28 protein-coding genes are annotated in these 26938 nt (G+C 42.7%); 21 read left to right on the top strand and 7 right to left on the bottom strand.

The window, feature by feature from the left end; translation table 11 throughout:
- Positions 1–81: 81 nt before the first annotated feature.
- On the bottom strand, positions 82–1089 hold the full coding sequence (gene trpS / locus IGJ25_RS09620) for a tryptophan--tRNA ligase (protein ID WP_005236112.1): 1008 nt from the start codon (positions 1087–1089) through the stop codon (positions 82–84).
- 267 nt (positions 1090–1356) lie between these two features.
- Between trpS and IGJ25_RS09615 the strand changes: the two genes are divergently transcribed.
- From IGJ25_RS09615 to cbpB, 8 genes are all read left to right on the top strand, one after another.
- Positions 1357–2094, top strand: a complete 738-nt coding sequence (locus tag IGJ25_RS09615) for an amino acid ABC transporter ATP-binding protein (RefSeq protein WP_005226188.1) — start codon at positions 1357–1359, stop codon at positions 2092–2094.
- Between the two features lie 18 nt (positions 2095–2112).
- Positions 2113–2922, top strand: coding sequence for a transporter substrate-binding domain-containing protein (locus tag IGJ25_RS09610; protein ID WP_005226187.1), 810 nt, complete (start codon positions 2113–2115; stop codon positions 2920–2922).
- 11 nt (positions 2923–2933) lie between these two features.
- Positions 2934–3581 carry an amino acid ABC transporter permease gene (locus IGJ25_RS09605; protein WP_005226186.1) on the top strand — a complete coding sequence of 216 codons (648 nt, stop codon included), beginning with the start codon at positions 2934–2936 and terminating at the stop codon, positions 3579–3581.
- 17 nt (positions 3582–3598) lie between these two features.
- Positions 3599–4255, top strand: coding sequence for an amino acid ABC transporter permease (locus IGJ25_RS09600; protein ID WP_005226185.1), 657 nt, complete (start codon positions 3599–3601; stop codon positions 4253–4255).
- A 230-nt stretch (positions 4256–4485) separates the two neighbouring features.
- Positions 4486–5301, top strand: a complete 816-nt coding sequence (gene racE, locus IGJ25_RS09595) for a glutamate racemase (protein WP_010748417.1) — start codon at positions 4486–4488, stop codon at positions 5299–5301.
- The gene (gene rph, locus IGJ25_RS09590; protein ID WP_010748416.1) at positions 5302–6654 is read left to right on the top strand and encodes a ribonuclease PH; all 1353 of its coding nucleotides are present in this window, start codon (positions 5302–5304) and stop codon (positions 6652–6654) included. It abuts the gene before it with no gap.
- On the top strand, positions 6651–7163 hold the full coding sequence (locus tag IGJ25_RS09585; RefSeq protein WP_005226182.1) for a metallophosphoesterase: 513 nt from the start codon (positions 6651–6653) through the stop codon (positions 7161–7163). The genes rph and IGJ25_RS09585 overlap by 4 nt, the downstream gene beginning before the upstream one ends.
- Before the next feature lie 109 nt (positions 7164–7272).
- Entirely contained in the window at positions 7273–7776 is a 504-nt protein-coding gene (cbpB, locus tag IGJ25_RS09580; RefSeq protein WP_010748415.1) for a cyclic-di-AMP-binding protein CbpB, read from the top strand.
- A 35-nt stretch (positions 7777–7811) separates the two neighbouring features.
- Here cbpB and IGJ25_RS09575 read toward each other — a convergent pair whose 3' ends face one another.
- Both IGJ25_RS09575 and fabI read right to left on the bottom strand, forming a co-directional pair.
- Positions 7812–8729, bottom strand: a complete 918-nt coding sequence (locus IGJ25_RS09575; RefSeq protein ID WP_438779265.1) for a mechanosensitive ion channel family protein — start codon at positions 8727–8729, stop codon at positions 7812–7814.
- Positions 8730–8876: 147 nt separating this feature from the next.
- Entirely contained in the window at positions 8877–9632 is a 756-nt protein-coding gene (gene fabI / locus IGJ25_RS09570) for an enoyl-ACP reductase FabI (protein WP_005226179.1), read from the bottom strand.
- Between the two features lie 206 nt (positions 9633–9838).
- Between fabI and fabZ the strand changes: the two genes are divergently transcribed.
- Positions 9839–10279, top strand: a complete 441-nt coding sequence (gene fabZ / locus IGJ25_RS09565) for a 3-hydroxyacyl-ACP dehydratase FabZ (RefSeq protein WP_005226178.1) — start codon at positions 9839–9841, stop codon at positions 10277–10279.
- A gap of 50 nt (positions 10280–10329) precedes the next feature.
- Here the strand turns inward: fabZ and IGJ25_RS09560 are convergent, their stop codons facing one another.
- On the bottom strand, positions 10330–11079 hold the full coding sequence (locus tag IGJ25_RS09560) for a peptidylprolyl isomerase (protein ID WP_225000869.1): 750 nt from the start codon (positions 11077–11079) through the stop codon (positions 10330–10332).
- Between the two features lie 182 nt (positions 11080–11261).
- Here IGJ25_RS09560 and IGJ25_RS09555 point away from each other — a divergent pair, with 182 nt between their 5' ends.
- Complete coding sequence (locus IGJ25_RS09555; protein WP_060791964.1) at positions 11262–12353, top strand: DUF871 domain-containing protein; 1092 nt, start codon at positions 11262–11264, stop codon at positions 12351–12353.
- Positions 12354–12531: 178 nt separating this feature from the next.
- The gene (locus IGJ25_RS09550) at positions 12532–13482 is read left to right on the top strand and encodes an alpha/beta hydrolase (RefSeq protein WP_010748411.1); all 951 of its coding nucleotides are present in this window, start codon (positions 12532–12534) and stop codon (positions 13480–13482) included.
- 50 nt (positions 13483–13532) lie between these two features.
- Here IGJ25_RS09550 and gap read toward each other — a convergent pair whose 3' ends face one another.
- Entirely contained in the window at positions 13533–14543 is a 1011-nt protein-coding gene (gene gap / locus IGJ25_RS09545; protein WP_005226174.1) for a type I glyceraldehyde-3-phosphate dehydrogenase, read from the bottom strand.
- 248 nt (positions 14544–14791) lie between these two features.
- On the opposite strand from gap, the gene obgE reads away from it, so the two are divergent.
- From obgE to IGJ25_RS09510, 7 genes are all read left to right on the top strand, one after another.
- A complete protein-coding gene (gene obgE / locus IGJ25_RS09540; RefSeq protein WP_438779264.1) occupies positions 14792–16105 on the top strand; it encodes a GTPase ObgE in 1314 nt (437 codons plus the stop codon).
- A gap of 180 nt (positions 16106–16285) precedes the next feature.
- On the top strand, positions 16286–16840 hold the full coding sequence (locus tag IGJ25_RS09535; protein ID WP_438779263.1) for a DUF1269 domain-containing protein: 555 nt from the start codon (positions 16286–16288) through the stop codon (positions 16838–16840).
- Positions 16841–16933: 93 nt separating this feature from the next.
- Positions 16934–17890, top strand: coding sequence for a ribonuclease Z (gene rnz, locus IGJ25_RS09530; protein ID WP_438779262.1), 957 nt, complete (start codon positions 16934–16936; stop codon positions 17888–17890).
- Positions 17874–18662 (top strand): SDR family NAD(P)-dependent oxidoreductase, encoded by a 789-nt coding sequence (locus IGJ25_RS09525; RefSeq protein ID WP_010748407.1) that lies wholly within the window; start codon positions 17874–17876, stop codon positions 18660–18662. Before rnz ends, IGJ25_RS09525 begins: the two co-directional genes overlap by 17 nt.
- A 12-nt stretch (positions 18663–18674) precedes the next feature.
- Complete coding sequence (locus tag IGJ25_RS09520) at positions 18675–19112, top strand: lipopolysaccharide assembly protein LapA domain-containing protein (RefSeq protein ID WP_005226169.1); 438 nt, start codon at positions 18675–18677, stop codon at positions 19110–19112.
- A gap of 146 nt (positions 19113–19258) precedes the next feature.
- Positions 19259–21559, top strand: coding sequence for a single-stranded-DNA-specific exonuclease RecJ (gene recJ / locus IGJ25_RS09515; protein ID WP_167827405.1), 2301 nt, complete (start codon positions 19259–19261; stop codon positions 21557–21559).
- Positions 21560–21570: 11 nt separating this feature from the next.
- Entirely contained in the window at positions 21571–22083 is a 513-nt protein-coding gene (locus IGJ25_RS09510; RefSeq protein WP_005226167.1) for an adenine phosphoribosyltransferase, read from the top strand.
- Between the two features lie 76 nt (positions 22084–22159).
- Here IGJ25_RS09510 and IGJ25_RS09505 read toward each other — a convergent pair whose 3' ends face one another.
- A complete protein-coding gene (locus tag IGJ25_RS09505; RefSeq protein WP_005236082.1) occupies positions 22160–22372 on the bottom strand; it encodes a hypothetical protein in 213 nt (70 codons plus the stop codon).
- Positions 22373–22501: 129 nt separating this feature from the next.
- A complete protein-coding gene (gene lexA / locus IGJ25_RS09500) occupies positions 22502–23122 on the bottom strand; it encodes a transcriptional repressor LexA (protein ID WP_005226165.1) in 621 nt (206 codons plus the stop codon).
- Between the two features lie 136 nt (positions 23123–23258).
- Here lexA and IGJ25_RS09495 point away from each other — a divergent pair, with 136 nt between their 5' ends.
- The 3 genes from IGJ25_RS09495 to IGJ25_RS09485 all read left to right on the top strand — a co-directional run bounded on the left by IGJ25_RS09495 (position 23259) and on the right by IGJ25_RS09485 (position 26849).
- Entirely contained in the window at positions 23259–23498 is a 240-nt protein-coding gene (locus IGJ25_RS09495) for a DUF896 family protein (protein ID WP_005226164.1), read from the top strand.
- A 100-nt stretch (positions 23499–23598) separates the two neighbouring features.
- A complete protein-coding gene (tkt, locus tag IGJ25_RS09490) occupies positions 23599–25596 on the top strand; it encodes a transketolase (RefSeq protein WP_016609281.1) in 1998 nt (665 codons plus the stop codon).
- Between the two features lie 374 nt (positions 25597–25970).
- Positions 25971–26849, top strand: a complete 879-nt coding sequence (locus IGJ25_RS09485) for a glucosaminidase domain-containing protein (RefSeq protein WP_016609285.1) — start codon at positions 25971–25973, stop codon at positions 26847–26849.
- The last annotated feature ends 89 nt before the right edge of the window (positions 26850–26938 follow it).

Below are 26938 nucleotides of genomic sequence, written 5' to 3'. Positions count from 1 at the left end.
ACATAGTTGGCACATAGGTTTTGTATGAAAGAATTCATTCCGATTTGTAAACAAAAAAACAAGCCGTAAAGGCTTGTTTTTTTAGGCGAAGTAATTGATGCCCATTGCATTTTTGACTTCAGCTAACGTTTGGGCGGCAACTTGTTCTGCTTTTTCACTACCAAGTTTTAATAAGTTCATCACTTCACCGGGATCTTTTGCAAAAGCTTCACGGCGTTCACGAATCGGTGCAAATTCGGCTTCTAGAACATCGATCAAATAGCGTTTGATTTTGACATCGCCTAATCCACCACGGGTGTAATGTTCTTTTAATTCAGCAATTTTTTCTTTTTCAGTGCCAAATACATCAAGATACGTAAAGACCATATTGCCTTCAACTTGTCCAGGATCGTTGACATGAATGTGATTTGGGTCCGTGTACATGCTCATCACTTTCTTTTGTAATACATCGGCTGGATCAGCTAAGTAAATACCATTGTTCAGTGATTTGCTCATTTTCCCGTTGCCATCGATCCCCGCTAAACGTCCCATGCCTTTTGGCGGTAAAACCGCTTTTGGTTCGACTAATACTTCACTATACGTAGAATTAAAACTATGCACGATTTCTTGCGTTTGTTCCAGCATTGGTTTTTGATCTTCTCCAACGGGGACTAAATTTGCTTTAAAAGCGGTGATATCCGCTGCTTGAGAGACAGGATAGATGAAGAACCCTGAAGGGACGCCTTCGCCAAATTTTTTTTGTTCAATTTCGGCTTTAACGGTTGGATTTCGTCGTACTCGAGCAACACTGACTAGATTGAGATAATACATCGTCAATTCAGAGAGCTGAGGGATTTGCGATTGAATAAACATCGTTGTTTTTGCTGGATCCAATCCAACGGCTAAATAATCCAAAGCAACTTCTAAAATATTCGCTGAGACCTTCTCAGGTGTTTTCGCGTTATCTGTTAGTGCCTGCATGTCAGCGACCATGATATAAAGCTGATTTTCAGGGTCAGCTTGCATTTCGACACGTTTTTTTAAAGACCCCACATAATGGCCAAGATGCAATTTGCCAGTTGGGCGGTCGCCAGTTAAAATCGTATTCACTTTTTTTCCACCTTTTCCTTTGTTATATGGTTTATCTTACCTTTTTTTAGCAAAAGAAACAACCGGTTCTCCTTGTGATCTGATGGGGTGAGAAAAATTTTCATGGACAAAAACCTCACATCAAAGTAAAATAGCACTTGTCTTTTCAGAAATAAGGGGGGAACATTGGAAAAGCACCTTTACAAATGAAAAAAGATTGAGCTATAATATGAATCAAATCTTTCCAATTACTCATTTAATTTTAAAAAAAGCTAGGAGTGTGAATCAATGGCAATGATCGAATTTAAGAACGTAGAGAAATATTACGGAAAGTTCCATGCATTAAAAAACATCAACCTTGAATTTGAAAAAGGTGAGGTCGTTGTTGTTATCGGACCTTCAGGATCTGGCAAAAGTACAATGCTCCGTACGATTAATGGTCTAGAAACCATTTCAGGTGGTCAATTATTGGTCAATGGCAAGAACTTGTTTGACAAAGATGTCAAAATGACAGAAATTAGAAAAAACATCGGCATGGTGTTTCAACATTTCAATTTGTATCCAAATAAAACCGTGTTAGAAAACATTACGTTGGCACCGATCAAAGTATTAAAACAAAATGAGCAAGAAGCCATCAATTTGGCGGAAAAGCTTCTTGATCGGGTAGGGATGTTAGATAAAAAAGATTCCTATCCTTCCATGTTATCTGGCGGACAACAGCAGCGGGTCGCTATTGCCAGAGGGCTTGCGATGAAACCAGAAATGCTGCTTTTTGATGAGCCAACGTCAGCATTGGATCCAGAAATGATTGGTGATGTCTTGGATGTCATGAAAAAAATCGCCAGTGAAGGCATGTCCATGATCGTTGTTACCCATGAAATGAGCTTTGCCCGTGAAGTAGCAGATCGAATCGTCTTTATGGCGGAAGGACAAGTCCTAGAAGATCGGCGCGATGTCGATGGATTCTTTGATGCACCAAGAGACGAACGTGCAAAACAATTCTTGAGCAAAGTCAGCAATCATTAAGCAATAGGAGGAACCCTTATGAGAAAGAAAATATTTTCCTTTCTAGTCTTAGCCTTTGCCCTTGTGACTTTCTCAGGTTGTAAAGGACAAAGTGCCGCAGAGATCGATATTTTAGAAAACAGCAAAGAGACGAATCAGATCGTTTGGGGCGTAAAAAACGATACCCGTCTTTTTGGATTAATGGATATCGCGACCAGAGAAGTACGAGGATTCGATATTGATATCGCTCGTGCAATCACTGAGAAAATTTTAGGTCGTGATGGCAATGCCATCTTTGTTGAAGTAACCTCAAAAACCCGGATTCCTCTTTTGAAAAACGGCAACATCGATGCAATCATCGCCACGATGACTATCACGGAAGAACGTAAAAAACAGGTCGATTTTTCCGATGTCTACTTTGATGCAGGCCAATCGTTATTAGTTGCCAAAGACAGTCCTATTCAAGGGATCGAAGATTTGACCGCAGATACCACTGTATTGGTCGTGAAAGGCTCTACTTCCGCTGTGAACATTCGTGAAGCAGCACCAGAAGCGCAAATTTTGGAACTTGAGAATTATGCGGAAGCCTTTACCGCTTTACAATCTGGTCAAGGGGATGCTATGACCACGGATAATGCGATCTTATTAGGAATGGCGAGTGAAAATCCCAATTACCATTTAGTTGGCGAAACTTTTACAGAAGAACCTTATGGGATTGCCATCAATAAAGGACAAAAGCCGTTTCTTGATGCAGTGAATCAAGCCTTGCGGGAAATGCGTGAAGATGGAACCTATGATGAGATTTACAACAAGTGGTTCCCTGAAGACGAATCAGGAAAAGTAGAGTAGGAGGAAACTGAATGGTTGAATTATTTCAAACGTATACCGGTCAGTTTATTGAAGGCTTTAAATACACAGTCATGGCGAGTTTGATCGCACTGTTTTTTAGTCTTTTGATCGGAACCTTAATGGCAATTTTTCAGTTGTCAGACAATCGCCTCATCAAAGGGATTGCCAAAGCGTATGTTGAGTTTTTTAGAAATATTCCCTTATTGATCATCGTGATGTTCTTTTATGTCGTTGTGCCAATGTATTGGGTTTCTTTTGACGGCTTTCAAGCAGGAACGATCGGCTTAACGATCTATACATCGGCATTTATCGCTGAGACGATCCGTTCAGGGATTCAAACGGTCCCTAAAGGCCAGATGGAAGCTTCCTTGTCTTCTGGTTTTACTTACAGCCAAGCGATGCGCTACATTATTTTGCCTCAAGCATTTAAGATCGTCGTACCGCCGTTAGGCAATCAATTTATCAATCTTGTCAAAAATTCATCAATTTTGGCGATGGTCGCAGGATTAGATATTATGTATCAAGGCGATTTGATCGCAAGTGAGACCTTCAATACATTTGATACGTATATCATTGTTGGTCTTTTCTATTTGATCATTACCCTACCATTGTCTTATTTGATGGTTTACTTGGAACGGCGTTGGGCTGTCCGCTCATAGAAAGGAGCTAACGAACTATGGACTTTTTTGAAGCTTTTTCAGCGATTAACATTCGCTTCTTGATCGATGGCTTGCGGGTAACAGTTGAAGTGTCGATCCTATCGATTTTATTTAGCTTTATTATCGGAGGGATCGCCGGCATTTTGCGCTTCAGCTCGATCCCAGTCTTTTCTAAAGTATTAGGTGTCGTGATCGATGTTATTCGTAACTTGCCTTTGCTCTTGATCATCTTTTTCACTTACTTTGCATTGCCGCAGATCGGTATCCGCTTTAATATTTTTTGGTCAGCGGTTGTAGCGTTGACGATTTTTGAATCAGCGATGCTTTCTGAAATCTTTCGTGCTGGTTTGAATTCTGTGCCAAAAGGACAGATGGAGGCTGGTTTATCTACAGGGCTAAGCTATGTCGAAGTATTGCGGAGCATCGTCGTGCCGCAGGCATTTAAAGCGATGCTGCCAGCGATCGTCAGTCAGTTGATCTCTTTGATCAAAGATACGTCATTAGCTGTGATTATTTCTTTACCAGAGCTGACTCATCATGCTCGAATCATTTATGGCCAAAATACAAACTATGTTTTGCCTATGTTTTTGGCAATGACTGTTTTATACTTTTTGGTTTGTTATGCCTTGTCATTGCTTTCTGGCTTTTTGGAAAAACGTCAGTACGATTACTAAAAAGAATAATCAACAAAAACATCCCCACGATCGGTCTTTTACCCATGCAAGTGCAACTTGTGGGGTGTAAGCCAATCGTGGGGGCTTTTTTCTTTTTGACCGTTTCGTGCTTTTTGGGAATGCTTTTTTAGCAAACGAAAGGAATACTTGAAAAATAGTCAAAAAAAGTCCAAAATGAATAAGAGAGAAAAATGCACCAAACTCTTTCTTTCATGTAAAGGATGGAAACTATGACAAACAACAGACCAATTGGTTTTATCGATTCTGGTGTTGGTGGGTTGACGGTCGTCAAAGAAGCAATCAAGCAATTACCCAACGAATCGATTCTTTATCTGGGAGATACAGCCAGATGCCCGTATGGTCCGAGACCTGCTGAGCAAGTCATCGAGTATACGTGGCAAATGACCCGTTTTTTATTAGAAAAAAATATTAAAATGTTGGTGATCGCTTGTAATACAGCGACAGCGGTCGCCCTTGAAGAAATCAAAGAACAACTAACGATCCCAGTGATCGGCGTGATCCTGCCTGGCAGTCGAGCAGCAGTCAAAGCAAGCAAAAACCAACGAATCGGTGTCATCGGGACAAACGGAACGATCAAAAGTGACTCTTACAAGCGCGCGCTTCATGGCAAAGCGCCCCATGCGTCCGTCGTCAGTTTGGCTTGCCCGAAGTTTGTGCCGATCGTAGAAAGCAAACAATACCATAGCTCGGTCGCCAAGAAAATCGTGGCAGAAACGTTGCGTCCATTGAAAAACAAACGGCTAGATACAGTGATTTTGGGTTGTACCCATTATCCTTTATTGCGTCCTTTGATCCAAAATGAATTGGGCGCTCATATCCAGCTGATTGATTCAGGGGCAGAAACGGTGGGGGAAGTCAGTACCTTGTTGGACTATTTTTCCATTGCTGCAACGAGTCAGGACGATCCGCATCCGCAACATGCATTTTTTACTACTGGTTCACCGAAAATGTTTGATGAGATTGCCAATGATTGGCTTGATTTAGACACGATCTCATCGATTCACACTGATTTAGGAGGCTTTTAAATGCGACATGATGGCAGAAAAGAAACAATGTTAAGACCAGTTAAAATTCAAACCAACGTCTACAAACACCCCGAAGGATCGGTTGTGATCTCTTTTGGTGACACAACCGTGATCTGTTCGGCAACGATTGAAGAGCGGGTCCCTCCGTTTTTACGAGATACGGGAAAAGGCTGGGTCACAGCCGAATACAGTATGCTCCCACGAGCGACCAACACTCGTAATCGTCGAGAAAGTGCCAAAGGCAAGCTTTCTGGTCGGACGATGGAGATCCAACGGCTGATCGCTCGTTCCTTGCGGGCAGTAGTCGATTTAGAAAAATTAGGGGAGCGCAGTATCGTGGTCGATTGTGATGTCGTTCAAGCAGATGGCGGTACCCGAACAGCTAGTATTACCGGCGCATTTGTCGCGTTGCGTTTAGCTATCGATACCTTGTTGCGTGACAAAGCGTTGACGGAAGATCCAATCAAGGAGCATTTGGCAGCAATTAGTGTCGGGATCTTACCAGATGGCACCTGTGTGACCGATCTCGATTATCAAGAAGATTCTTCAGCTGCTGTTGACATGAATTTGGTGATGACGGAATCTGGTCGATTTGTCGAATTGCAAGGAACTGGGGAAGAAGCGACCTTTGATGGTCAGCAGTTGAATGAGATGCTGATCTACGGAAAAACAGCTATCGAAGAATTGATCGCCTATCAAAAAGAGGCACTGTTTTTACCAGATGAACCCCCTTATGAGATTCCCGAAAAAACGATCGTCATTGCTACAGGCAATCCAGGAAAAGCCAAGGAATTTAAAGCCGTATTTGGCGCAGCAGGTTACGATGTCCGTACCTTAAAAGACTATCCTTCCTTACCAGATGTTGAAGAAACCGGCACCACCTTTGAAGAAAATGCCCGCCTTAAAGCGGAAACCATCGCCAGAATTTTGGGAAGACCGGTGTTAGCTGATGACTCAGGACTGAAAGTCGATGCACTAGGGGGACGACCAGGGGTGTACTCTGCTCGATTTGCTGGTGAGCAAAAAAGTGACGCTGCCAATAATGCAAAATTGCTCTATGAATTGACGGATGTCGAAGATGACAAACGCAGTGCCCAATTTCACTGTACGTTAGTTTTCGCAGCACCAGGAAAAGAGAGTTTGGTGGTTGAAGCTCAATGGCCGGGGAGAATCGGCCGCATCCCTCGTGGAGAAAATGGGTTCGGCTACGATCCATTGTTTATTCCTGATGGTTCAGAGCAAAGTGCAGCCCAAATGAGTCAAGAAGAGAAGAACCGAGTGAGCCACCGTGGTCTAGCAATCAAAAAACTGCAGGAACAGTGGCGGGAGTGGTTAGAAGGAGAAAATGTATGAAATACTTAGTTGTCAGTGACAATCATTCAGATCGTGAGATTCTTGTTGATCTTAAAAATGAATTCGAAAATCAAGTCGATTTGTTCCTTCACTGTGGGGATTCAGAACTTCCTGAAACGGATCCTTTATGGGAAACATTCCAAGTCGTTTGTGGCAATTGCGATTACGGTGGTGGTTTTCCGAATGAACGTATCGTTAAAACGCCACTGGATACCATCTATATGACCCATGGCCATTTGGCGGATGTTCGTTTTGGCGTAACCAAATTAGGCTTAAAAGCGCAACAAGCAGATGCTTCGATCGCTTTGTTTGGTCATACGCATCAAATTGCTTGTGAGAAAGTCGGGAATCGACTTTTCTTGAATCCTGGCAGTATTTCTCAACCGCGAGGGCAAATCCAAATCAAAAGTTTTGCGATTATTGAAAGTACACCAGAACAATGGGCAATCCAATACTATGATCGTTCCTTTCATAAAGTCCCAGAGCTAGCTTTCGTTTTCACACGTTAAGTAAGCGGAATCAAAAAGTAAAAATTTCATTATAATTTTGCAGGTTTCTACTTTCTATTCTCATTTTCAAGTAAAATAGAAGAGTAGCTGTGAAATGGAGGCAATTAGATTGATAGGACAGACCGTAGAAAAAATATTACTCGAGAATCAAGAAAATTTCTTGGTGCCGGCAGAGAATGTGGCATCGGTATTTTATAACCACCCTTTGAGTCACGCATTGCTTGTTTTATCAAAAGTGGGCTATTCAAAGATCCCAGTACTAGATAGTGAGGACCATTTAGTCGGCTTAATCAGCCTCTCAAACATCGTAGAACGAATGATGGATCTCACTGGCTTCAGTATGGAAAATATTGAAGGGCTGGCTGTGGCAGATGTCATGGAAGTCAATGTGAATTGCATCAAAGAAAACGATGAGTTGGAAAGTATGCTGCATCTGTTAGTGGATCAAGCATTCTTGCCGATCGTTGATGATGACAATGTCTTTGTTGGGATTATCACCCGCAAAGAGATTTTAAAATCCGTCAATCATTTGGCGCATGAAATCGAAAGACGCTATTTGCTGATTTCGAAAGAAGATGCCCCAAAGATGACAGATGAACTGCATGTGGTATAGAAAAAAGGTTATCCCAGTTTCGGGATAACCTTTTTTTAAATACCGACGATCGGCGCATTGGGGATCGTATAGCCTTTGGCAGTTAATGCATCAATCGATGCGGCCAAAAATTCCTCTTTGATTTTCCATTGCGTACCGTTGGTCACATACATGGTCGTGCGAATTGCAAAGTTGTTGTTTCCTAGATCCACCAGACCGAAGACCGTAGGGGCCGTTTGAATCTCTTCTTCGTGCTGCTGAGCAATCTGTTCATTGACTTCTTCAATGATGGCACGTATTTCATCTAAGCCTTCAGATGGTAGGATACGTACGTCTACCACGACTTGCATATTGGCTCTTGATGTATTACTGATGGTTGTGATGTTACGATTTGGGATATAATGAACGGTTCCATCAACGGATTTTAATTGAACAGTCCGAATACCGACGGCCGTCACCGTACCCTCAAGCGTCAGATTGGTCAAGCGGACGTAATCACCAACGTTGATTTGTTGTTCGGTAATAATAAAGAAGCCAGTAATCAAGTCATTCATAAAGCCTTGGGCACCGAGACCGAGGGCGACACCGACGACTCCGGCACCGGCTAGTAGCGAGCCTACAGGTACGCCGATGGTTGAAAGGAGTGCATAGACAAAAAAGAAGCCTAATGTGTAATGAACCGTATTGCGGATCAGGGTATGGATCGTGTTGATTCGACTCACATTGAAGGTGGCTTTTTTTTCATAGGACCGATAGATCCGGTCAATGATCATGTTGCTTATTTTTAATAAAATTCCGAATAAGATACACAAAAAAAGCAGCATCAGTGCTTTTTGGATCAGTAGGCCAATGATCGATTCCCAGTCGATCGATGCCCACCATTTTTGTAATGCATTGAACTGAGCAGCTGCTGGTTCGGTAATGCTGGAACCACTTGAATCGGTCGTGCTAGCTGCAATTAGCAGTTGTTTCATAAAATCCCTCCAAGTCTTACTGCATCTATTTTAACGAAGATAAAATAGAAATGCAAAGGAGGTTTTCTGAAATATCTGTTTTTTTCAGAAAAAGCCTGCTTAGCCAACGGAGAGGCAAATAGCAGACTTTTCTATGACAATCATTGATTAAGATAAATGAACGCCTTTATCAACGAAAATCACTTCGCCGATAATCCCGCTTGATAATGGACTGATCAAGAAGGCACAAGTATTGCCCACTTCTTCAATCGTCACACCAATATGATCAGGTGTTCGATCCTCTGACAATTGGATCAGTTTTTGATAGTCTTTTACACCAGTTACTGCCAGCGTCTTGATGGCACCAGCTGAAATCGCATTGACGCGGATTTTTTGCGGTGAAAGTTCGGCAGCTAAATAGCGAACGCTTGATTCTAAAGCGGCTTTTGCAATCCCCATCATATTGTAGTTCGGTACTGCCCGTTCGGCACCTAAGTAGGAAAGGGTAACGATTCCAGCATTTTCAGCTAAGATTGGTTTGGCATATTTGGTGACGGCAATCAATGAATAACTGCTGATGTCTTGCGCCAAAGCATAACCGTCACGAGAAATATTTAAAATATCGCCAGATAGATCTTCTTTATTGGCATAAGCAACGGCATGGACAACACCGTGGATCTCACCTGCATATTCTTTGATCGTTTCAAAGGCGGAAGCAATGCTTTCGTCATTGGCGACGTCACATTCCACTACAAATTCATCAGATTCCAATAAGCGCTCTAAAGGCTTTTTCATGCGGTCGTTTTGATACGTGTAGATCACTTCGGCTCCTTGTGCTTTTAATGCTTGTGCACAGCCCCAAGCGATACTGCGTTTGTTAGCAACGCCCATGACGACAACTTTTTTACCGGTTAAAAAACTCATAATTCCACTCCTTAATAAATTCAACAATAATAAAATACGTATAATGACAAATAGTAAATCAAACTATCTTGATTTCTAATTATTAAGCATAATTGTTTGATTGTCAAACTATTTTTTTCTTAATAAATATTTAGTTGCGAATTTCGCTGAACTATGATACTTTGATAATCAAACTATAATAAATTCTTAAGCAAGGAAGGGAAACCATGAAAAAACTATTGACTGAAACAGAAGTCATGGATTTGATTCCAAATCGCTACCCAATTATATATATTGATTACGTCGATGAAATCGAGTCTGGCAAAAAGATTATCGCAACGAAAAATGTCACCATCAACGAAGACTTTTTCCAAGGACATTTCCCAGGAAATCCAGTAATGCCAGGTGCCTTGATTTTAGAAACATTGGCACAAGCAGGATCGATCCTGATCTTGAAATCCGAGGAATTCCAAGGTAGAACGGCGTATATCGGCGGCATCAACAAAGCCAAATTCCGTCAAAAAGTTGTTCCGGGAGATACCATGAAACTTGTTTTCGAGATCACTAAAATCAAAGGCTCTGTAGGAACTGCTGATGCGGTCGCTACAGTGGACGGCAAAAAAGCTGCGGAATGCGAATTCACCTTTATCGTTGGCGACCAAAAATAAAAGAAAACCGCTGAAATTCCCGATTAACGGAGACTTCAGCGGTTTTTTATTTATTCTTTGGCTTCTTGCAAGACCTTGATCGTTTCGATCTTCACTGGCTCAACCGGTTGAGAATTCTCACCATTGCCAGAGTCTTGGGTTTCTGCTTGCGCAATTTTATCTACGACATCCATGCCTTCGATCACTTGACCAAATACGGTATAGCTACCGTCCAATCGTGGTGTTCCACCATTTTTGTAGGCTTCGATGATTTTTTCAGGATAGTGTTGGATCGCTAGACCGTCAGATACATCCTGATCATTTTGAACGATGTAGAATTGACTGCCTTGGCTGTTTGGCGCACTTGATTTTGCCATTGCTAATGCGCCTCGCAAGTGATAAAGCTGGTTGGAGTATTCTTCGCCGAATCCTTCGCCCCAAATGCTTTCTCCGCCAGTGCCATCACCATTAGGGTCGCCCCCTTGGATCATAAACTCTTCTACGACACGATGGAAAGTCAAGCCGTCATAATACCCATCTTTGGCATGGGTCAAAAAGTTTTCGACTGCTTTGGGCGCGATCTCTGGGAAAAGTTTGATTTTGATCGAGCCTTCTTCCGTTACCATTTCAACTAAAGCTTCATTCTCTTGCACATCCGTTGATAATTGCGGCAATTCCAGGGCATTCAAGTCAACAGATTCTGAGGTTGACGTGCTTTCTGCCGAATTGTTTGATGAGGGATCGGTGGTACTTGAACCTGTACAAGCAGCTAATAATAAAAGGCTAGCAGCTGCTGTCAGTGTGAATAGGATTTTTTTCATTCTTTCATTCCTTCCAGTTTTCTTAATGATAATCATAACAAAAAAGAGACATAGAAGAAAGCGCAGATTTTGTGGAATGAGAAAGAAACAGACGGAAAGGTGTAGACCACTTTTTAGATGTTTGCTATAATGAAAGAGGATTCATTATAATAAACGGATAGAATTTACAGGAGGTTTTTTTGATGGGAAAATTAGGGATATCGATTTATCCAGAGCGCTCAACGTTTGAAAAGGACAAAGCGTATCTAGACTTGGCACACAAATACGGCTTTAAACGGGTATTTACCAGTTTGCTGCAAATCAACGATGACAAAGAAAAAGTCTTGGCAGACTTTAAGCAAGTCGTGGATTATGCCAATCAGTTAGGAATGGAAGTCATGGTAGATATCAATCCTGGTTTATTCGAACAGTTAGGTATTTCTTATGATGATTTATCCTTCTTTGATGAGATGGGGGCTTACGGTGTTCGGTTAGATATTGGTTTCACTGGTTCAGAAGAAGCCAAAATGACCCGTAATCCTTACGGGATCAAAATCGAAATCAATATGAGCAGCGGCACGAGCTACGTGGATAACATCATGAGTTATTCACCTAATACTGAAAATTTACTCGGTTCGCATAACTTCTATCCTCATCGCTATTCAGGGTTAGGCTATGACCATTTTGTTTTTTGTTCGGAAAAATTCCGCAAATACAATTTAAATACGATGGCTTTCGTGAATTCTCACGAAGCTGATTTCGGTCCATGGCCAACACAAGATGGTTTATGCTCTTTGGAAGACCATCGTGATCTGCCACTAGCTACACAAGTCAAACATTTAGTGTTGACTGGTTTGATCGATGATATCTCTATTGGCAATGCCTATGCTTCAGAAGCAGAATTGGCAGCAATGGCTGAAGCGTTTCATGCTGATTATCCGACATTAAGAGTCGATGTCGTTGACGGAATCACTGAAGATGAACGAATTTGTCTCTTCGATAATCTGCACAGCTATCGAGGAGATCGCTCAGAGTACATCTTGCGTTCAACGATGACGCGGATCTATTATAAAGACAAGGAATTTCCACCTCATGATACCCGTGATATGGTAAGAGGGGATGTCTTGATCGATAATGCTGGCTATGGACAATACAAAGGTGAGACGCAAATCGCCTTGAAAGCAATGAAAAATGACGGTCGTGTCAATGTCGTTGGTAAGATCGCTGATGAGGAACTATTCTTATTAGAATTTTTGAAACCTTGGTCAAGTTTTAAATTGGTCGAAAATAACTAATTATCACGAAAAATCAACCATTGCCAACAAAGCGTGTTGGCAATGGTTTTCTTTTTGGGCGCTTGCAATTGACAAACACGAGCAAAAAACGGTAATTTATGTAGTGGGTTCTTTCCATGAAGAACGATGAAACCATAATAATATTATGTAAACTATATAACAAGAGGACGTGACAAGTGTGAAATTGCGCTGGAAGATTGCCATCGGAGTGGCTGTATTAGCAATTGCAGGATTAGGGTATGCAGGAAACTATTTTTACGATTATGCGGTGGTTCCTTCAGAAAAAGATTTTTTGGAAGGAGATACCCCTGGTACGGATGAAAATCAGACAGGAAATGAATCGCAAAATTGGTTTACAGATCCCGCAAATCGTGAGATGTGGCAGCTGACATCTGAAGATGATTTAAAATTATCCGCCATTTATCTACCGGCGGAGGAGAAGAATCGAGGAAAAACGGCGATCATCGCGCATGGCTACATGGGGAATGCAGAAACGATGGCGGACTATGCTAAGATGTATCATGATTTAGGCTATAATGTCTTGGTTCCAGACGCTCGAGGGCATGGTCAAAGCGAAGGAGATTATATTGGTTTTGGGTGGCACGAACGTAAGGATTATCTGCAATGGATCGATGAAGTACTCGCAAAAAATGGTCCTGAAGAAACGATCACTTTGTATGGCATCAGTATGGGGGCTGCCACGGTAATGATGACCAGTGGGGAAGACTTGCCGAAAAATGTCACTTCTATCATTGAAGATTGTGGGTATACCAACGTCAATGAAGAATTGGGTTATCAACTCGATCAATTGTTTGGTCTACCTGCCTTTCCATTGATGAATGTCACTAGCCTTGTCACAAAAATCCGAGCGGGGTATTTCTTTGGTGAAGCAGATGCAGTCAAACAACTGCAAAAGAATACGCGTCCAATCTTTTTTATCCATGGCGATGCGGATACGTTTGTTCCTTATTCGATGCTGGAAATTTTGTATAACGCGACCGATGCACCAAAAGAAAAGTGGGTTGTTTCAGGTGCCGAGCATGCGAAAAGCTACAAAACAGATCCAGACCTTTATAAAGAAAAAATTGCAGCTTTTTTGGACAAATACGATCACCCAGCAAGTGAATAAAAAAGTGCCGGTTCAAAAAAAGAACCGGCACTTTTTGCTTGACCCTTGGCTTATAAACGAGCAAATTCTTCTAGCAAACGAATCATTTGGCAAGTAAAGCCATATTCATTATCATACCAAGCGACGGTTTTCACCAGTTGGAAATCGCCAGCCGTGGTTACTTCTGTTTGTGTCGGATCAAAGATAGAACCTTGAGTGGTACCAATCACATCTCCAGAGACGATCTCACGGTCATCGTAACCGAATGACGGATTATCGACGGTGTGTTTTCTGATCGCTTCATTGACTTCATCGGCGGTTACTTTGGTTTTCAAAATTGAGACTAATTCTGTTAAAGAACCATCGACGACAGGAACCCGTTGGGCGTGTCCTTGTAATTTGCCATTTAATTCTGGGATAACTAGACCGATCGCTTTAGCAGCACCCGTCGAGTGAGGGATCGTGTTATCTGCAGCGGACCGAGCGGCTCTTAAGTTTCCGCCTTTTACCGGACCATCCAATAGCATTTGTGTAGAAGTATAGGCATGTACCGTCGTCATCGTACCAACTTCGATCCCGAATTCCTCATTTAAGAAGTAGGCCATCGGAGCTAAGCAGTTGGTCGTACAAGAACCTGCGGATATGATAGTATCCTCTGGTGTTAACGTGTCGGAGTTGACATTGTAAACGATCGTTTTCATATTACCAGCTGGTGCGGAGATAACGACTCGTTTGACACCCGCATCAAGATGGGCTTGTGCTTTTTCTGCGGAAGTGTAAAAACCCGTGCATTCTAAAACGATATCGACGCCATTTTCTTTTGCCCAAGGGATTTTGCTTGCGTCTGGTTCAGCGTACACACGGGTCTCTTTGCCATCGACAACGATAGCATTATCCGTTGCAGTAACAGTTCCAGGGTACGTGCCGTGGGTCGAGTCAAATTGCAATAAGTGTGCTAACATGACTGGACTCGTTAAATCATTGATTGCCACAACTTCAATATCGGCAGAAACTTCTTTGATCCTACGAAAAGCCAAACGTCCAATTCGTCCAAAACCATTGATTCCAACTTTTACTGTCATTTCTTGTCTCCTCCTTTGATTGTGTCTGGTACACTTAAAAGTTTGCTACGATTTCAAGTGACTGTCAAAGAATAACCCTTAAGAATTCGCGATTTCTTACGGAAACCCATGAGAAAAGATAGACAAAAGACGTTTCGGTCGTTACAATAAAATAGACTTTCTTATTAGAGAAATAGTAACCACTTAAGGTGAGATAACTGATAATCAAAAAGTATAGAAGGTAGTAAAAAAAGAATGGAGGACAAATAATGTCCATGTTTTTAGATCAAGTGACAATCGATGTCAAAGCAGGAAAAGGCGGCGACGGAATGGTTGCTTTTCGCCGAGAGAAATATGTCCCAGACGGCGGACCCGCAGGTGGTGACGGTGGACGTGGTGGTGATGTCATTTTAGTCGTAGACGAGGGTCTGCGTACATTAATGGATTTCCGTTTTAATCGTCATTTTAAAGCGCAACCCGGGGAAAACGGCATGAGTAAAGGAATGCACGGTCGTGGCTCAGATGATACCTACATCAAAGTACCACAGGGAACGACCGTTCGTGACGCTGAAACAGGTGCCTTATTAGGTGATTTGATTGAGCAAGGCCAAACATTAGTGATTGCTAAAGGTGGCCGTGGCGGCCGTGGCAACATTCGGTTTGCCTCTCCGAAAAACCCAGCCCCAGAATTAGCTGAGAATGGAGAACCTGGTCAAGAAAGAAAAATCGAGCTCGAATTAAAAGTTTTAGCAGATGTTGGTCTAGTTGGTTTCCCTTCAGTTGGGAAGTCTACATTACTCTCTGTGATTTCCTCTGCTCGACCAAAAATTGGTGCATATCATTTTACCACGCTGGTACCAAATTTAGGTATGGTAACAACTACTGATGGCCGTAGTTTTGCGGTCGCTGATCTGCCTGGTCTGATCGAAGGAGCCTCACAAGGGGTTGGTTTAGGGACTCAGTTTTTACGCCATATCGAACGGACCCGCGTCATTTTACATGTGATCGATATGAGTGGCATGGAAGGACGCGATCCATACGAGGACTATTTGTCCATCAACAATGAATTGTCGACCCATAACTTGCGCTTACTAGAGCGACCACAAATCATCGTTGCCAATAAGATGGATATGCCGGATGCTGAAGAAAACCTAGCCTTTTTCAAAGAGCAGCTGGCAAAAGAAAAAACGGATGAGTTCGCGGATGAACCATTGATTTTCCCAATCTCTGGTGTCACTCGTAAGGGAATCGATGCCTTGTTGAATGCGACAGCGGATCTATTGGAAGTCACCCCTGAGTTTCTTTTATACGATGAAGAAATGGAAGAAGATGTAGTTTATTATGGCTTCCAATCGGATGAACCAGAGTTCTCAATTGATCGCGATCCTGATGCAACTTGGATCTTGAGCGGTGAAAAAATCGAGAAACTATTCCAGATGACGAATTTTGATCATGATGAGACCGTGATGCGTTTTGCTCGTCAGCTGCGTGGTTTAGGTGTCGATGAAGCGTTACGGACGCGCGGTGCCAAAGACGGCGATATCGTTCGGATCGGCAACTTCGAGTTCGAGTTTGTCGAATAATCGTTTAAAAGAACATCATTTGCCTAAAAAATACCTTTTTAGCTGCAGTGTATTTGACTACTGATCATTGATTTTCACTAAGAAATCAATGATTGGTAGTCTTTTTGGTTTCTTTTTTCATTTAAATGATTTACTGTTAAAATAAAGAAGAGAACAAATAAACCAAAGGGAGCGATTTTTATGTCAAAACGTGTCATTGTAATGAATTTTGATGCCAGTGCCAAAGCGTACCAAGCCTTTTCGGAAGTGAAACGGATGCATATGGAACGGAAGATCAAAGGGGAACAAATGGCAGTTCTTACCCACACCAATGAAGGCGTGCATCAATTTAAAGTCGAGGACTTTCTCGATTTTACTGGGAACAATAAGACATCAACTGGTGGATTGATTGGGATGCTCGTTGGTGTGCTAGGCGGACCTTTAGGAATCATGCTGGGCTGGTTTGGTGGCAGTATGATCGGTGCTACTCGTGATGCAAAAGAGATCCAAAATGCGCAAATGCTTTTTGAACATGTCGGAAACCAAATTGGTGTTGGTGATACGGGGTTATTATTGATCGCAGATGAAGAAGACAATCGTCCTTTGAATCAATTGATCATGAATGAATTAGGCGGTGACATCACGCGCTTTGACTACGATGAAGTGGAAGCAGAGATTGAAACGGCTAAGAAAGTCGAAGAATCCACCAAAGCACGCGTTCAAGAAGACTGGAAAAACTCTCATAACGACGCATAAGATCGCCAATCTGAGAAATAAAATCCACAAGCTTCAATTGCAACTTGATTTCTTTTCCGCTAAAATTGGAAAGAGATGAAAGGAAAGAAGCTTATGGAATTAGAATTTTTAGGAACAGGCGCGGGTGTGCCTGCGAAACATCGAAACGTGACCAGCATTGCGTTACGACTTTTAGATGAACGGAATGCCGTTTGGCTTTTTGATTGTGGCGAAGGGACGCAAATGCAGATTTTGCATTCTACGATTCGTCCACGAAAGATTGAAAAAATCTTTATCACTCATCTTCATGGTGACCATATCTATGGGTTGCCAGGATTGATCAGCAGCCGCTCCTTTCAAGGAGGCGACACGCCTCTAGAGATTTATGGACCCAAGGGGATCAAAGCATACGTTCAAACCGTTTTGCGGATTTCTCAGACCAAAGTCAGCTACCCCTTACATTTTTTCGAGATTGAAGAAGAAGGGATTCTTTTTAAAGATCAGCAATTTGAAGTATCGTGTCTGCGTCTTGATCATGGCATTGACAGTTTTGGTTATCGGATTGTTGAAGCAAGCCATCAAGGGGAATTGCAAGTGCAGGCTTTACTGGAACTTGGGTTGAAACCTGGGCCGCTCTTCGGTCGTTTGAAAAAAGGTGAAGTAGTTACCCTTGACGATGGACGTCAAATCAATGGGGCTGATTTCTTGGGCCAAGCGAAAAAAGGTCGGATCGTGGCGATATTAGGTGATACGCGTAAATGTCAAAACGCCGTACTGCTAGCAGAAGATGCGGATATATTGGTGCATGAAAGTACCTTTAACAAAGAAGAAGCCAAGTTGGCTCGCGCTTATTTTCACTCGACGACGCGGCAAGCTGCCGAAGTGGCACAAGAAGCTCAAGCTAAGCGTTTGCTGTTGACCCATATCAGTGCGCGTTACGTTGGCAAAGATATTACAAATTTAGTAAATGAAGCAAAAGAAGTATTTCCGAATACGTTGATCGTCAAAGATTTTGATATTGTCGAGATCCCTTTTGCCGGAGAGGAAGAAACAGATGAATTTAGAGAATAAAGTTGTCGTTGTAACAGGTGGCTCTGCTGGACTTGGCGAACAAATCTGTTATGAAGCCGCAAAACGTGGTGCGATCGTCGTGACTTGTGCCCGAAGAACGAATCTGATTGGAAAAGTCAAAGAACAATGTATGGAATTAAGCGGCAAAGAAGCGTATGCGTTTCAATTGGATGTAGCAAATCCTGAAAGTGTGGAGCGCTTACTAGAAAAAATCAATGAAAAAGTTGGTAAGATCGATGTCTTCGTCAATAATGCTGGCTACGGGATCTTTCAAGAATTTACAGAGATGGACCCGGCGGTCATCCGCAATATGTTCGAAGTCAATGTGCTTGGCATGATGGTTTTGACCCAGCAAGTAGCGATCCAAATGGCTGAACAAAAGCATGGTCATATCATAAATGTTGCTTCGATCGCAGGTAAGATCGCTACGCCAAAAACGGCCGTCTACTCTGCAACAAAATTTGCTGTGCTCGGTTTTTCTAACGCATTACGTTTAGAACTAAAACCATTAGGGATCAACGTAACAACGGTCAATCTTGGACCGATCGAAACGGCATTCTTTGACCAAGCAGACCCAAGCGGTAGTTACTTATCGTCGGTGGGCAGCCTAGTGCTCGAACCGAACAAATTAGCGCAAACGATCGTCAAAGCGATGATCCATCCAAAACGAGAAATCAATCGCCCACATATTTTAGGCGCTGCTGCGAAACTATATACCCTGTTTCCTTCAATCGGCGATTATATGGCGGGAACGATGTTCAACAAAAAATAGGAGTTGAAGCCCATGAAAAATCAATGGCGTGTTATCGTTGGTATTTTACTGATTTTAGTGATCGTTTTATTTGCCGTTGCAAACAATATGACTGTCCCGATCAACTTTGGCTTCACAACGATTCAATCGCCACTGATCTTAGTCATTATTGGTTCTGCTTTGTTAGGCGCATTGATTTTGCTGCTGGTTTCCACAAGCGCAATGTTCCGCCAAAAAAAAGAACTAAAGCAATTGAGAAAAGAGCTCTCAGATTATCGTTCGAATAACGAGAAGGTTCTCCAAGAACAACGAGAAGCTTTGGAACGGGAATACACGAACAAGCAGGCGGAGTTAGCGGCAAGACAGCAGCAGCTCGATGATCAAGAAGCCCAGCTTTCCTCACGTGCTGCGGGCGCATCCACGCCGCCAACGATCGATGAGGAAATGAAGTCTTTTGAATCGCAAGCCTAAAAGAGCGACATTTCACAAAAAAAGAGTTTGCTAGTGCAAGATTTGCTGCAAGCTCTTTTTTTGTGTTGTAAAACGAGTGCTGTTTCTCTCGTTGTTTTTCTTTTTTGCATAAACTTTGCTATAATATCCTAGTTAGGAGTGATTTGGTGAAACGTGCAAATTTTCATTGGGTGCGTCCGCAAGAAAGCGAAACGACCCCAGTATTTAAAGAGCTGATCCAAGAAAGAAAGATCCCTGAGCGGATCGGCGCTTTGCTATGGCAGCGAAATATTCGAACAGCAGAGGCGCTCGATGCTTTTTTATCAACGGACCTGCAATATCTTCATGATCCGTTTTTATTTCATGATATGGCTAAAGCCGTGGAACGAATCCATGAAGCGATTTTAAATGGCGAACGAATCTTGATTTATGGTGATTACGATGCGGATGGGATTACGAGCACTACCGTGTTAAAGGAAACGTTGGAATTGCTAGGGGCGGAAGCTGAGTATTATTTGCCTAATCGTTTTACAGATGGATATGGGCCCAATCTAACTGTCTATCAAGATAAAATTGCAGCAGGGACGCAATTGATCATCACCGTCGACAATGGGGTGTCTGGTCATGAGGCGATTGCTTATGCTCAAGGACAAGGAGTTGACGTGATCGTCACAGATCACCATGAACTACCTGCAGAACTACCGGAGGCGTTTGCTATTGTCCATCCCCGTCACCCTCAAGGAAACTATCCTTTTGGTGATTTGGCTGGAGTCGGCGTCGCATTTAAAGTGGCTTGCGCTTTGTTAGAAGAAGTGCCAGTGGAATTGCTTGATCTTGTTGCGATTGGGACGATCGCTGATATGGTTTCTTTAACCGATGAGAATCGGCTATTAGTCAGCAACGGGTTGAAAATGATTCAGCAATCGGATCGCATCGGACTGAATGAGTTGCTGTCAGTCAGCGGTTTAAAAAAACAAACAGTCAACGAAACAGACATTGGCTTCGCCGTTGGACCACGGTTAAATGCGATCGGTCGTTTGGAGGACCCCAATCCGGCTGTTCGCTTGTTGACTACCTTCGATGAAGAAGAGGCAGTCAGCTTAGCCAAAACCTTAGATACAATCAATCAGCAGCGAAAAACCTTTGTTGAAGAAATCATGAAAGAAGCACAAGAAAAAATCGATCCTGCGAACCATGTTCATTTGGTGGTGGGAGATCATTGGCACGAAGGCGTTTTAGGGATCGTGGCAGGGCGAATCATGCAAAGTACAGGACAACCAGTGATCGTTTTGACCAAAAAAGAAAATGGCTTAGCCAAAGGGTCGGGAAGAAGCATTGCTGCGTTGAATCTGTTTGAAATGCTGTCGACGATGAAAGACATGTTTACTAGCTTTGGCGGCCATCATGCAGCAGTTGGATTAAGTATCCCCATCGATCATTTAGATATGCTGCAAGCCCAAATGAATCGTTACGTTGAAGAAAATGCCATTGACCTCAGTCAGGGCATCCCATTAGCGATCGATGAGGAGCTACCGTTAACAGAAGTTTCGATCAGTTTTATTGAATCATTAAAAGTCTTAGCGCCTTTTGGAACGGACAACCCCTTACCGAAATTTTTATTTTCTAATCTGATGACTCAAAATGCTCGCCAGATTGGTTCAGAAAATCAGCATTTGAAGTTAGTGATGAGCGATGAGTCTAACACGCAGCTGGATGTCATTGGGTTTGGTTTTGGAAAAGATTTAGTAGCGTTTGAAAACGACCGCTTATCGATCGTTGGTCAGCTTTCCATCAATGAATGGAATGGCAACAAAAAACCGCAGCTCATGTTGGATGATTTTGCAGTGGAAGGGATTCAGCTATTTGATTATCGTTCGAAAAGAAGCCGTCAAGGTGTCTCTCTGGGCAGTCAAACACTAGGCGTTCTTTTCAAGCAGAAACTTCCTCGGGAATTGCAAGGCTTTTGTGGGCAAACCACCATATTTGACTCAGTTACAGCCTTGGAAGATACTTTTCGTGCTGGTCAGTTCCAAGAGATTGCATTTTTAGATTGTCCTGCTGACCCTGCATTGATCAAAGAGATCGTTCAAGCGCTCCAGGCGTCAAGAGTTGCTTTTGTTTTCTACTCGACAGAAGATGCTTATTTAGATGGGGTAGGGACAAGAGAGCAATACAGTCGTCTCTTTCAACTGATCAAACAGCAGCCTCGTTTGGACATTCGTTACAAACTAAAGATGGTCGCTGACTATCTAAAAATTCCACAAAAATTACTTATTTTCATGATTCAGGTGTTTTCTGAGCTGGAATTTGTTACAATACAAGATGGTGTTTTGAATAAAACTGCTGATCCTGTTTCCCGTCCATTGACGGAGAGTCATTTGTATCAGCAACGACAAAAACTGATCAAAACAGAAGAATTTTTATTAATGAGTGATTTATCAACCCTTCGTCAGTGGTTGACAGTCTAGGAGGAAAGAAAATGGATTTAAAAGAGTATATTGCTAGTATTCCTGATTATCCCCAAGAGGGAATTATTTTTCGGGACATCTCGCCATTGATGGCAGATGGAGAAGCGTATCGGTATGCGACACAACAAATCGTTGAGTATGCACAAGAAAAAGGCATCGATATGGTGGTAGGACCTGAAGCCCGCGGCTTTATCGTTGGTTGTCCAGTTGCCTATCAATTAGGTGTCGGCTTTGCCCCAGTGCGTAAAAAAGGCAAATTGCCACGGGAAACGATTGAAGCAGAATATGAAAAAGAGTACGGTGTGGATGTCTTGACGCTGCACGCCGATGCCATCAAACCAGGTCAACGTGTCTTGATCTGTGATGATCTACTAGCAACTGGCGGAACGATCAAAGCAACGATCGAACTCGTAGAAAAACTAGGTGGCATCGTTGTTGGCTGTGCCTTCTTGATCGAACTGATGGATCTACATGGAAGAGACAAGATCCAAGGTGTCGAAATCAAGACGTTAATGGAATACTAAAAAAGCAGAAACAAAAAAGGACTCGCTGGAGTCCTTTTTTGTTTCTGCTGCCTTATGGGCGTATGTAGGGGAAGGATCATGGTTCATAACGATAAAAATCATGATCGTGATAATAATGGCGGTTACGTTTGCGCTCTGCTTGGCGGAATTTCTTTTCATCCCAAAGCATGAACCAAAGCATCATTAGAGGGCAAAAAATCAGAACAGCACTTAAAACGCCAAAATAGCCAATAACAATTCCCATCAATAATACCCACAACATAAAACCAAATCGACGAACTGCTTTCATCTCATTCACTCCTTAAATAATACGAACTTATGTTTGTATACTTATTATACGAATGCTTGTTCGCTTTGTAAAGAGGAAAGAAAAAAAATCTTCGTAAAAACGAAGATTTCCTAGTCAGCTCGTTGAGCATCAAAGCAGATGGCGATACAATCCAACAACCAATCCTAAAATCGTTACGTCAGGCAAAATGATTGGTTCTAAATAATCATTTTCTGGTTGTAAACGAATGTAATTCTTTTCTTTATAGAATCGTTTGCACGTAGCTTCGTCTTCATCTGTCATAGCAATCACGATATCGCCATTTTGAGCACTTTGTTGTTTACGAACGATTACTTGATCACCGTCGAGAATGCCAGCATTGATCATACTTTCTCCTCGGATCGTCAACATGAATAAACTTCCTGTGCTATTCGCTAAATCTGGCGGAATCGGAAAGAAATCGGATGCATCTTCCACGGCTAAAATCGGTTCTCCAGCAGTTACGACACCAAGCATCGGAATGGATGCTGGTTGAACATCGATTTTTTCAAGACCGGAAGCAGTTAATTCAATGGCTCTGGGTTTTGTAGGATCTCGTAAGATCAGCCCTTTTTTTTCAAGTCGGGACAAATGGCCATGAACAGTTGAGGTAGAAGATAACTGAACGGCTTCGCCAATTTCGCGAACAGTCGGCGGATAGCCTTTTTCAGTGACACGTGTATGAATGAACTTAAGAATTTCGATTTGTCGATTTTCTGTTCGTTTTGCCAAAACTGACACCTTCTTTCATTTGATAACCTTAGTGTACCATAGCTATATCGATTATTCAAACAAATGTTCGCTTTTTGTGCTATTGTTTTTGCTCGCTAGTTTGTAGTAAAATCAAGAGGGAAAAGGAGGAACAACTATGCTATCTCAAGAAAAATTAGCTCGAATCAATGAACTTGCCAACAAGAAAAAAACAGAAGGATTGACTGAGGCTGAGACCCACGAACAAAAAGTTCTGCGTGAAGAGTATTTAACCGCCTTTCGTGGAGGGATGCGACACCATATCGAAGGAATGAAAATCGTTGACCCTGAAGGTGCTGATGTAACACCAGAGAAGTTAAAAGAGATTCAAAAGAAAAAAGGTCTCCACGGCAGATAATTGTGAATTCCTTTTCATTGCTATTGAAATAAGCTTCTGAATCACGTATAATGAAAGATGTAATAAAGGTAAAAAAAACCTAAATTAGGAGGAACTACCATTGTTTGATAAAATCGATCAATTAGGAGTGAACACCCTTCGTACATTAAGTATCGAAGCCGTACAAAAAGCCAATTCAGGACATCCAGGATTACCGATGGGGGCAGCACCCATGGCCTATGCCTTGTGGACGAAACACTTGAAAGTCAATCCAACGACTTCTCGCAACTGGGTGGATCGTGACCGCTTTGTTTTGTCTGCTGGGCACGGTTCGGCGTTATTGTACAGCTTGTTGCACGTGTCTGGTTACGATGTGACCATTGAGGATCTAAAAAACTTCCGTCAATGGGATAGCCGCACGCCAGGACATCCAGAAGTCGATCACACAGACGGCGTGGAAGCAACCACTGGACCTTTAGGACAAGGGATCGCCATGGCAGTCGGTATGGCGATGGCCGAAGCCCACTTGGCTGCAACCTACAATCGCGACAAGTATCAAGTAATTGATCACTATACCTACGCTTTATGTGGCGATGGCGACTTGATGGAAGGTGTTTCGCAAGAAGCTGCATCCATGGCTGGTCACATGAAATTAGACAAACTGATCGTCTTGTACGATTCAAATGACATCTCCCTAGATGGCCCAACTTCAAAAGCCTTTACAGAAAATGTCGGTGCGCGTTTTGAAGCGTATGGCTGGCAACACATTCTCGTTGAAGACGGCAATGATTTAGAAGCGATCTCGAAAGCGATCGACGAAGCAAAAGCTGAAAGCGACAAACCAACTTTGATCGAAATCAAGACTGTGATCGGATACGGTGCGCCAAATCAAGGCACCTCTGCCGTTCATGGTGCGCCGATCGGTGCCGAAGGCATTTCTGCAGCCAAAGCGATTTATGGTTGGGAATACCCAGAATTTACAGTACCTGAAGAAGTTGCCGCGCGCTTCAAAGAAACCATGATCGATGAAGGGCAAAAAGCTGAAGCAGCTTGGAACGAAACCTTCCGTGCCTATGAAGCAGCCTACCCAGAACTTGCTGCGCAATTCAAACAAGCCTTTGCGGGTGAATTGCCAGCAGATTGGGATGCAGCATTACCAAGCTACGAAGTTGGCAGCTCACAAGCTAGTCGAGTATCCAGCAAAGAGATGATCCAAGCCTTATCCCAAGCCGTCCCTAGTCTCTGGGGTGGATCGGCTGACCTTTCTGGATCCAACAATACGATGGTGGCAGCAGAAAAAGACTTTGAACCTGGCCAATACGAAGGCCGCAACATTTGGTTTGGCGTCCGAGAATTTGCGATGGCGGCAGCGATGAACGGAATCCAATTGCATGGCGGTACGCGAATCTATGGCGGAACCTTCTTCGTCTTCGTTGATTACTTGCGTCCAGCGGTGCGTTTGTCTGCAATCCAGCATGCACCTGTAATCTATGTCTTGACGCATGACTCCGTGGCGGTGGGAGAAGATGGACCGACGCATGAGCCAATCGAGCAATTAGCTAGCGTCCGTTGCATGCCAAATGTCCAAGTGATTCGTCCAGCAGACGGCAATGAAACCCGTGCTGCCTGGAAATTGGCTATGACAACAACGGATAAACCAACGGTCTTAGTCTTAAGCCGACAAAATCTACCAGTGATCGAAGGCACGCAAACCGGTGCGGATGAAAATGTCGCAAAAGGTGGCTACGTGATTTCAAAACAAGCTGGTGAAACACCAGCGGGGATTTTGATCGCCACAGGTTCTGAAGTGAATCTTGCGGTTCAAGCACAAGCTAAATTGGCAGAAGAAGGCATCGATGTATCGGTGGTCTCCTTACCAAGCTTTGATTTGTTTGAAGCACAAAGCTCAGAATACAAAGAAAGCGTCTTGCCAAAAGCAGTGAAGAAACGGGTAGCGATCGAAGCGGCTTCCCCATTTGGTTGGGAACGTTACACCGGTTGCCATGGAAAAGTGATCGCGATCGATCATTTCGGTGCATCGGCACCTGGTGACAAAGTCTTAGCGGAATTCGGCTTTAGTGTTGAGAATGTCGTGAATACTTTCAAATCAATCGATTAATTGATCGACAATCAATCAAAAATAGCACGTTCGAGAATCTTTTCGATTTTCGAGCGTGTTTTTTGTCTGGATTCTTGCCACTTTAAACGTGTTAGAGTGACTTATTTAAAGTAATAGTGGCTAAGATTTCCCAAAAATGGTTGTACCGCAAGGCACAAGCACTTGTGAATAGTAAGAGGGAATCGATAAAATAGCAATCTAACAGTTTTTAAAAAAACTTATCAGTAGTTAGCAAACCAAGCGGGATACCCATACAGTTTTTTAAAAGTCTTTTGTTGTTTGCGAAGTGATCATTGTTTGCACTGTTAGATGTTTTTCCGTATAATAGCTGTATTGATTTATTTGAAAAAACGTACAGTTACTGGAGGAAAAAAATGGGAAGTTATCAAACAAGAAGTGAAAGACATCATCAACCAAAGAAGACGATAAAAAGACCTACTAAAAAGGCGGTGGTCTCTTTGATGGGGGCAGGAATGATGTTAGCGCCAATGACGGTCACTTTCGTTCCTCAACAGGTACAAGCTGCTGAGAATCAATATGCGACGCAGGACATTTCAGGTTTTATCGAGCAAATTGGCTGGTCAGCACAAGATGTTGCTGCCAACAATGATCTCTATGCTTCTGTGATGATTGCTCAAGCGATTTTGGAAAGCGGCTATGGTTCTTCCGCGTTATCCAATGCACCCTATTACAATTTGTTTGGGGTCAAAGGCAGTTACAACGGACAAAGTGTCTATATGCCTACACAAGAGTATTTGAATGGTCAGTGGGTAGAGATGAATGAACCGTTTCGTCAATATAACTCTTACTGGGAATCGTTTCAGGATCATGCGAATGTCTTGCGCAGCACGAGTTTCGCGACAGGAACTGCTCATTACAGTGGTGTTTGGAAAAGCCAAACAACCTCATTTTATGATGCAACGAATTACTTGACGGGGCGCTATGCTACCGATCCAGGGTATGCACAAAAACTGAACTGGTTAATTGAAACGTATCAGCTCACACGCTTTGATACTGGGACAACGCAAAGTACCGCATGGACAAGTACAACGAGCACGACTAGCACGAGTACTACGCAAACTACAACGACGACTCAGGTAAACAGCGGATCTACAGCGCAGAGCTATCACGTTGCTTCAGGCGATACACTTTGGGATATCGCCAATAAATTTGGCACAACGGTCGACGCTCTAATGGCAACAAATGGCTTATCTAGTGAGGTCATTGTTGTTGGCCAAGAATTAATCGTTTAATTATCTGATACCGCCTTAAGAATGATTGCTCTAAATGGCATCATTCTTAAGGTTTTTTTGTAATGGAAAAACAAAATCAAGAAAGTGAA

Origin of the sequence: Enterococcus sp. DIV0240d (assembly GCF_051711245.1) — a bacterium.
Taxonomy (GTDB): Bacteria; Bacillota; Bacilli; order Lactobacillales; family Enterococcaceae; genus Enterococcus_D; species Enterococcus_D casseliflavus.
Note: the sequence above shows the minus strand (reverse complement) of the source record. Positions and strands in the feature narration are given on the sequence as shown.

Bases quoted from the DNA above. Each gene is read 5' to 3' on its own strand.
- IGJ25_RS09525 (WP_010748407.1), top strand. From the start codon at position 17,874: ATGAATTTAGAGAATAAAGTTGTCGTTGTAACAGGTGGCTCTGCTGGA.
- IGJ25_RS09485 (WP_016609285.1), top strand. From the start codon at position 25,971: ATGGGAAGTTATCAAACAAGAAGTGAAAGACATCATCAACCAAAGAAG.
- gap (WP_005226174.1), bottom strand. From the start codon at position 14,543: ATGACAGTAAAAGTTGGAATCAATGGTTTTGGACGAATTGGACGTTTG.
- IGJ25_RS09505 (WP_005236082.1), bottom strand. From the start codon at position 22,372: ATGAAAGCAGTTCGTCGATTTGGTTTTATGTTGTGGGTATTATTGATG.
- IGJ25_RS09535 (WP_438779263.1), top strand. From the start codon at position 16,286: ATGTCAAAACGTGTCATTGTAATGAATTTTGATGCCAGTGCCAAAGCG.
- fabZ (WP_005226178.1), top strand. From the start codon at position 9,839: ATGAAAAAACTATTGACTGAAACAGAAGTCATGGATTTGATTCCAAAT.
- IGJ25_RS09510 (WP_005226167.1), top strand. From the start codon at position 21,571: ATGGATTTAAAAGAGTATATTGCTAGTATTCCTGATTATCCCCAAGAG.
- IGJ25_RS09495 (WP_005226164.1), top strand. From the start codon at position 23,259: ATGCTATCTCAAGAAAAATTAGCTCGAATCAATGAACTTGCCAACAAG.
- IGJ25_RS09520 (WP_005226169.1), top strand. From the start codon at position 18,675: ATGAAAAATCAATGGCGTGTTATCGTTGGTATTTTACTGATTTTAGTG.
- IGJ25_RS09600 (WP_005226185.1), top strand. From the start codon at position 3,599: ATGGACTTTTTTGAAGCTTTTTCAGCGATTAACATTCGCTTCTTGATC.
- rnz (WP_438779262.1), top strand. From the start codon at position 16,934: ATGGAATTAGAATTTTTAGGAACAGGCGCGGGTGTGCCTGCGAAACAT.
- IGJ25_RS09610 (WP_005226187.1), top strand. From the start codon at position 2,113: ATGAGAAAGAAAATATTTTCCTTTCTAGTCTTAGCCTTTGCCCTTGTG.
- IGJ25_RS09555 (WP_060791964.1), top strand. From the start codon at position 11,262: ATGGGAAAATTAGGGATATCGATTTATCCAGAGCGCTCAACGTTTGAA.
- rph (WP_010748416.1), top strand. From the start codon at position 5,302: ATGCGACATGATGGCAGAAAAGAAACAATGTTAAGACCAGTTAAAATT.
- IGJ25_RS09615 (WP_005226188.1), top strand. From the start codon at position 1,357: ATGGCAATGATCGAATTTAAGAACGTAGAGAAATATTACGGAAAGTTC.
- racE (WP_010748417.1), top strand. From the start codon at position 4,486: ATGACAAACAACAGACCAATTGGTTTTATCGATTCTGGTGTTGGTGGG.
- IGJ25_RS09605 (WP_005226186.1), top strand. From the start codon at position 2,934: ATGGTTGAATTATTTCAAACGTATACCGGTCAGTTTATTGAAGGCTTT.
- IGJ25_RS09560 (WP_225000869.1), bottom strand. From the start codon at position 11,079: ATGAAAAAAATCCTATTCACACTGACAGCAGCTGCTAGCCTTTTATTA.
- fabI (WP_005226179.1), bottom strand. From the start codon at position 9,632: ATGAGTTTTTTAACCGGTAAAAAAGTTGTCGTCATGGGCGTTGCTAAC.
- IGJ25_RS09575 (WP_438779265.1), bottom strand. From the start codon at position 8,729: ATGAAACAACTGCTAATTGCAGCTAGCACGACCGATTCAAGTGGTTCC.
- obgE (WP_438779264.1), top strand. From the start codon at position 14,792: ATGTCCATGTTTTTAGATCAAGTGACAATCGATGTCAAAGCAGGAAAA.
- IGJ25_RS09585 (WP_005226182.1), top strand. From the start codon at position 6,651: ATGAAATACTTAGTTGTCAGTGACAATCATTCAGATCGTGAGATTCTT.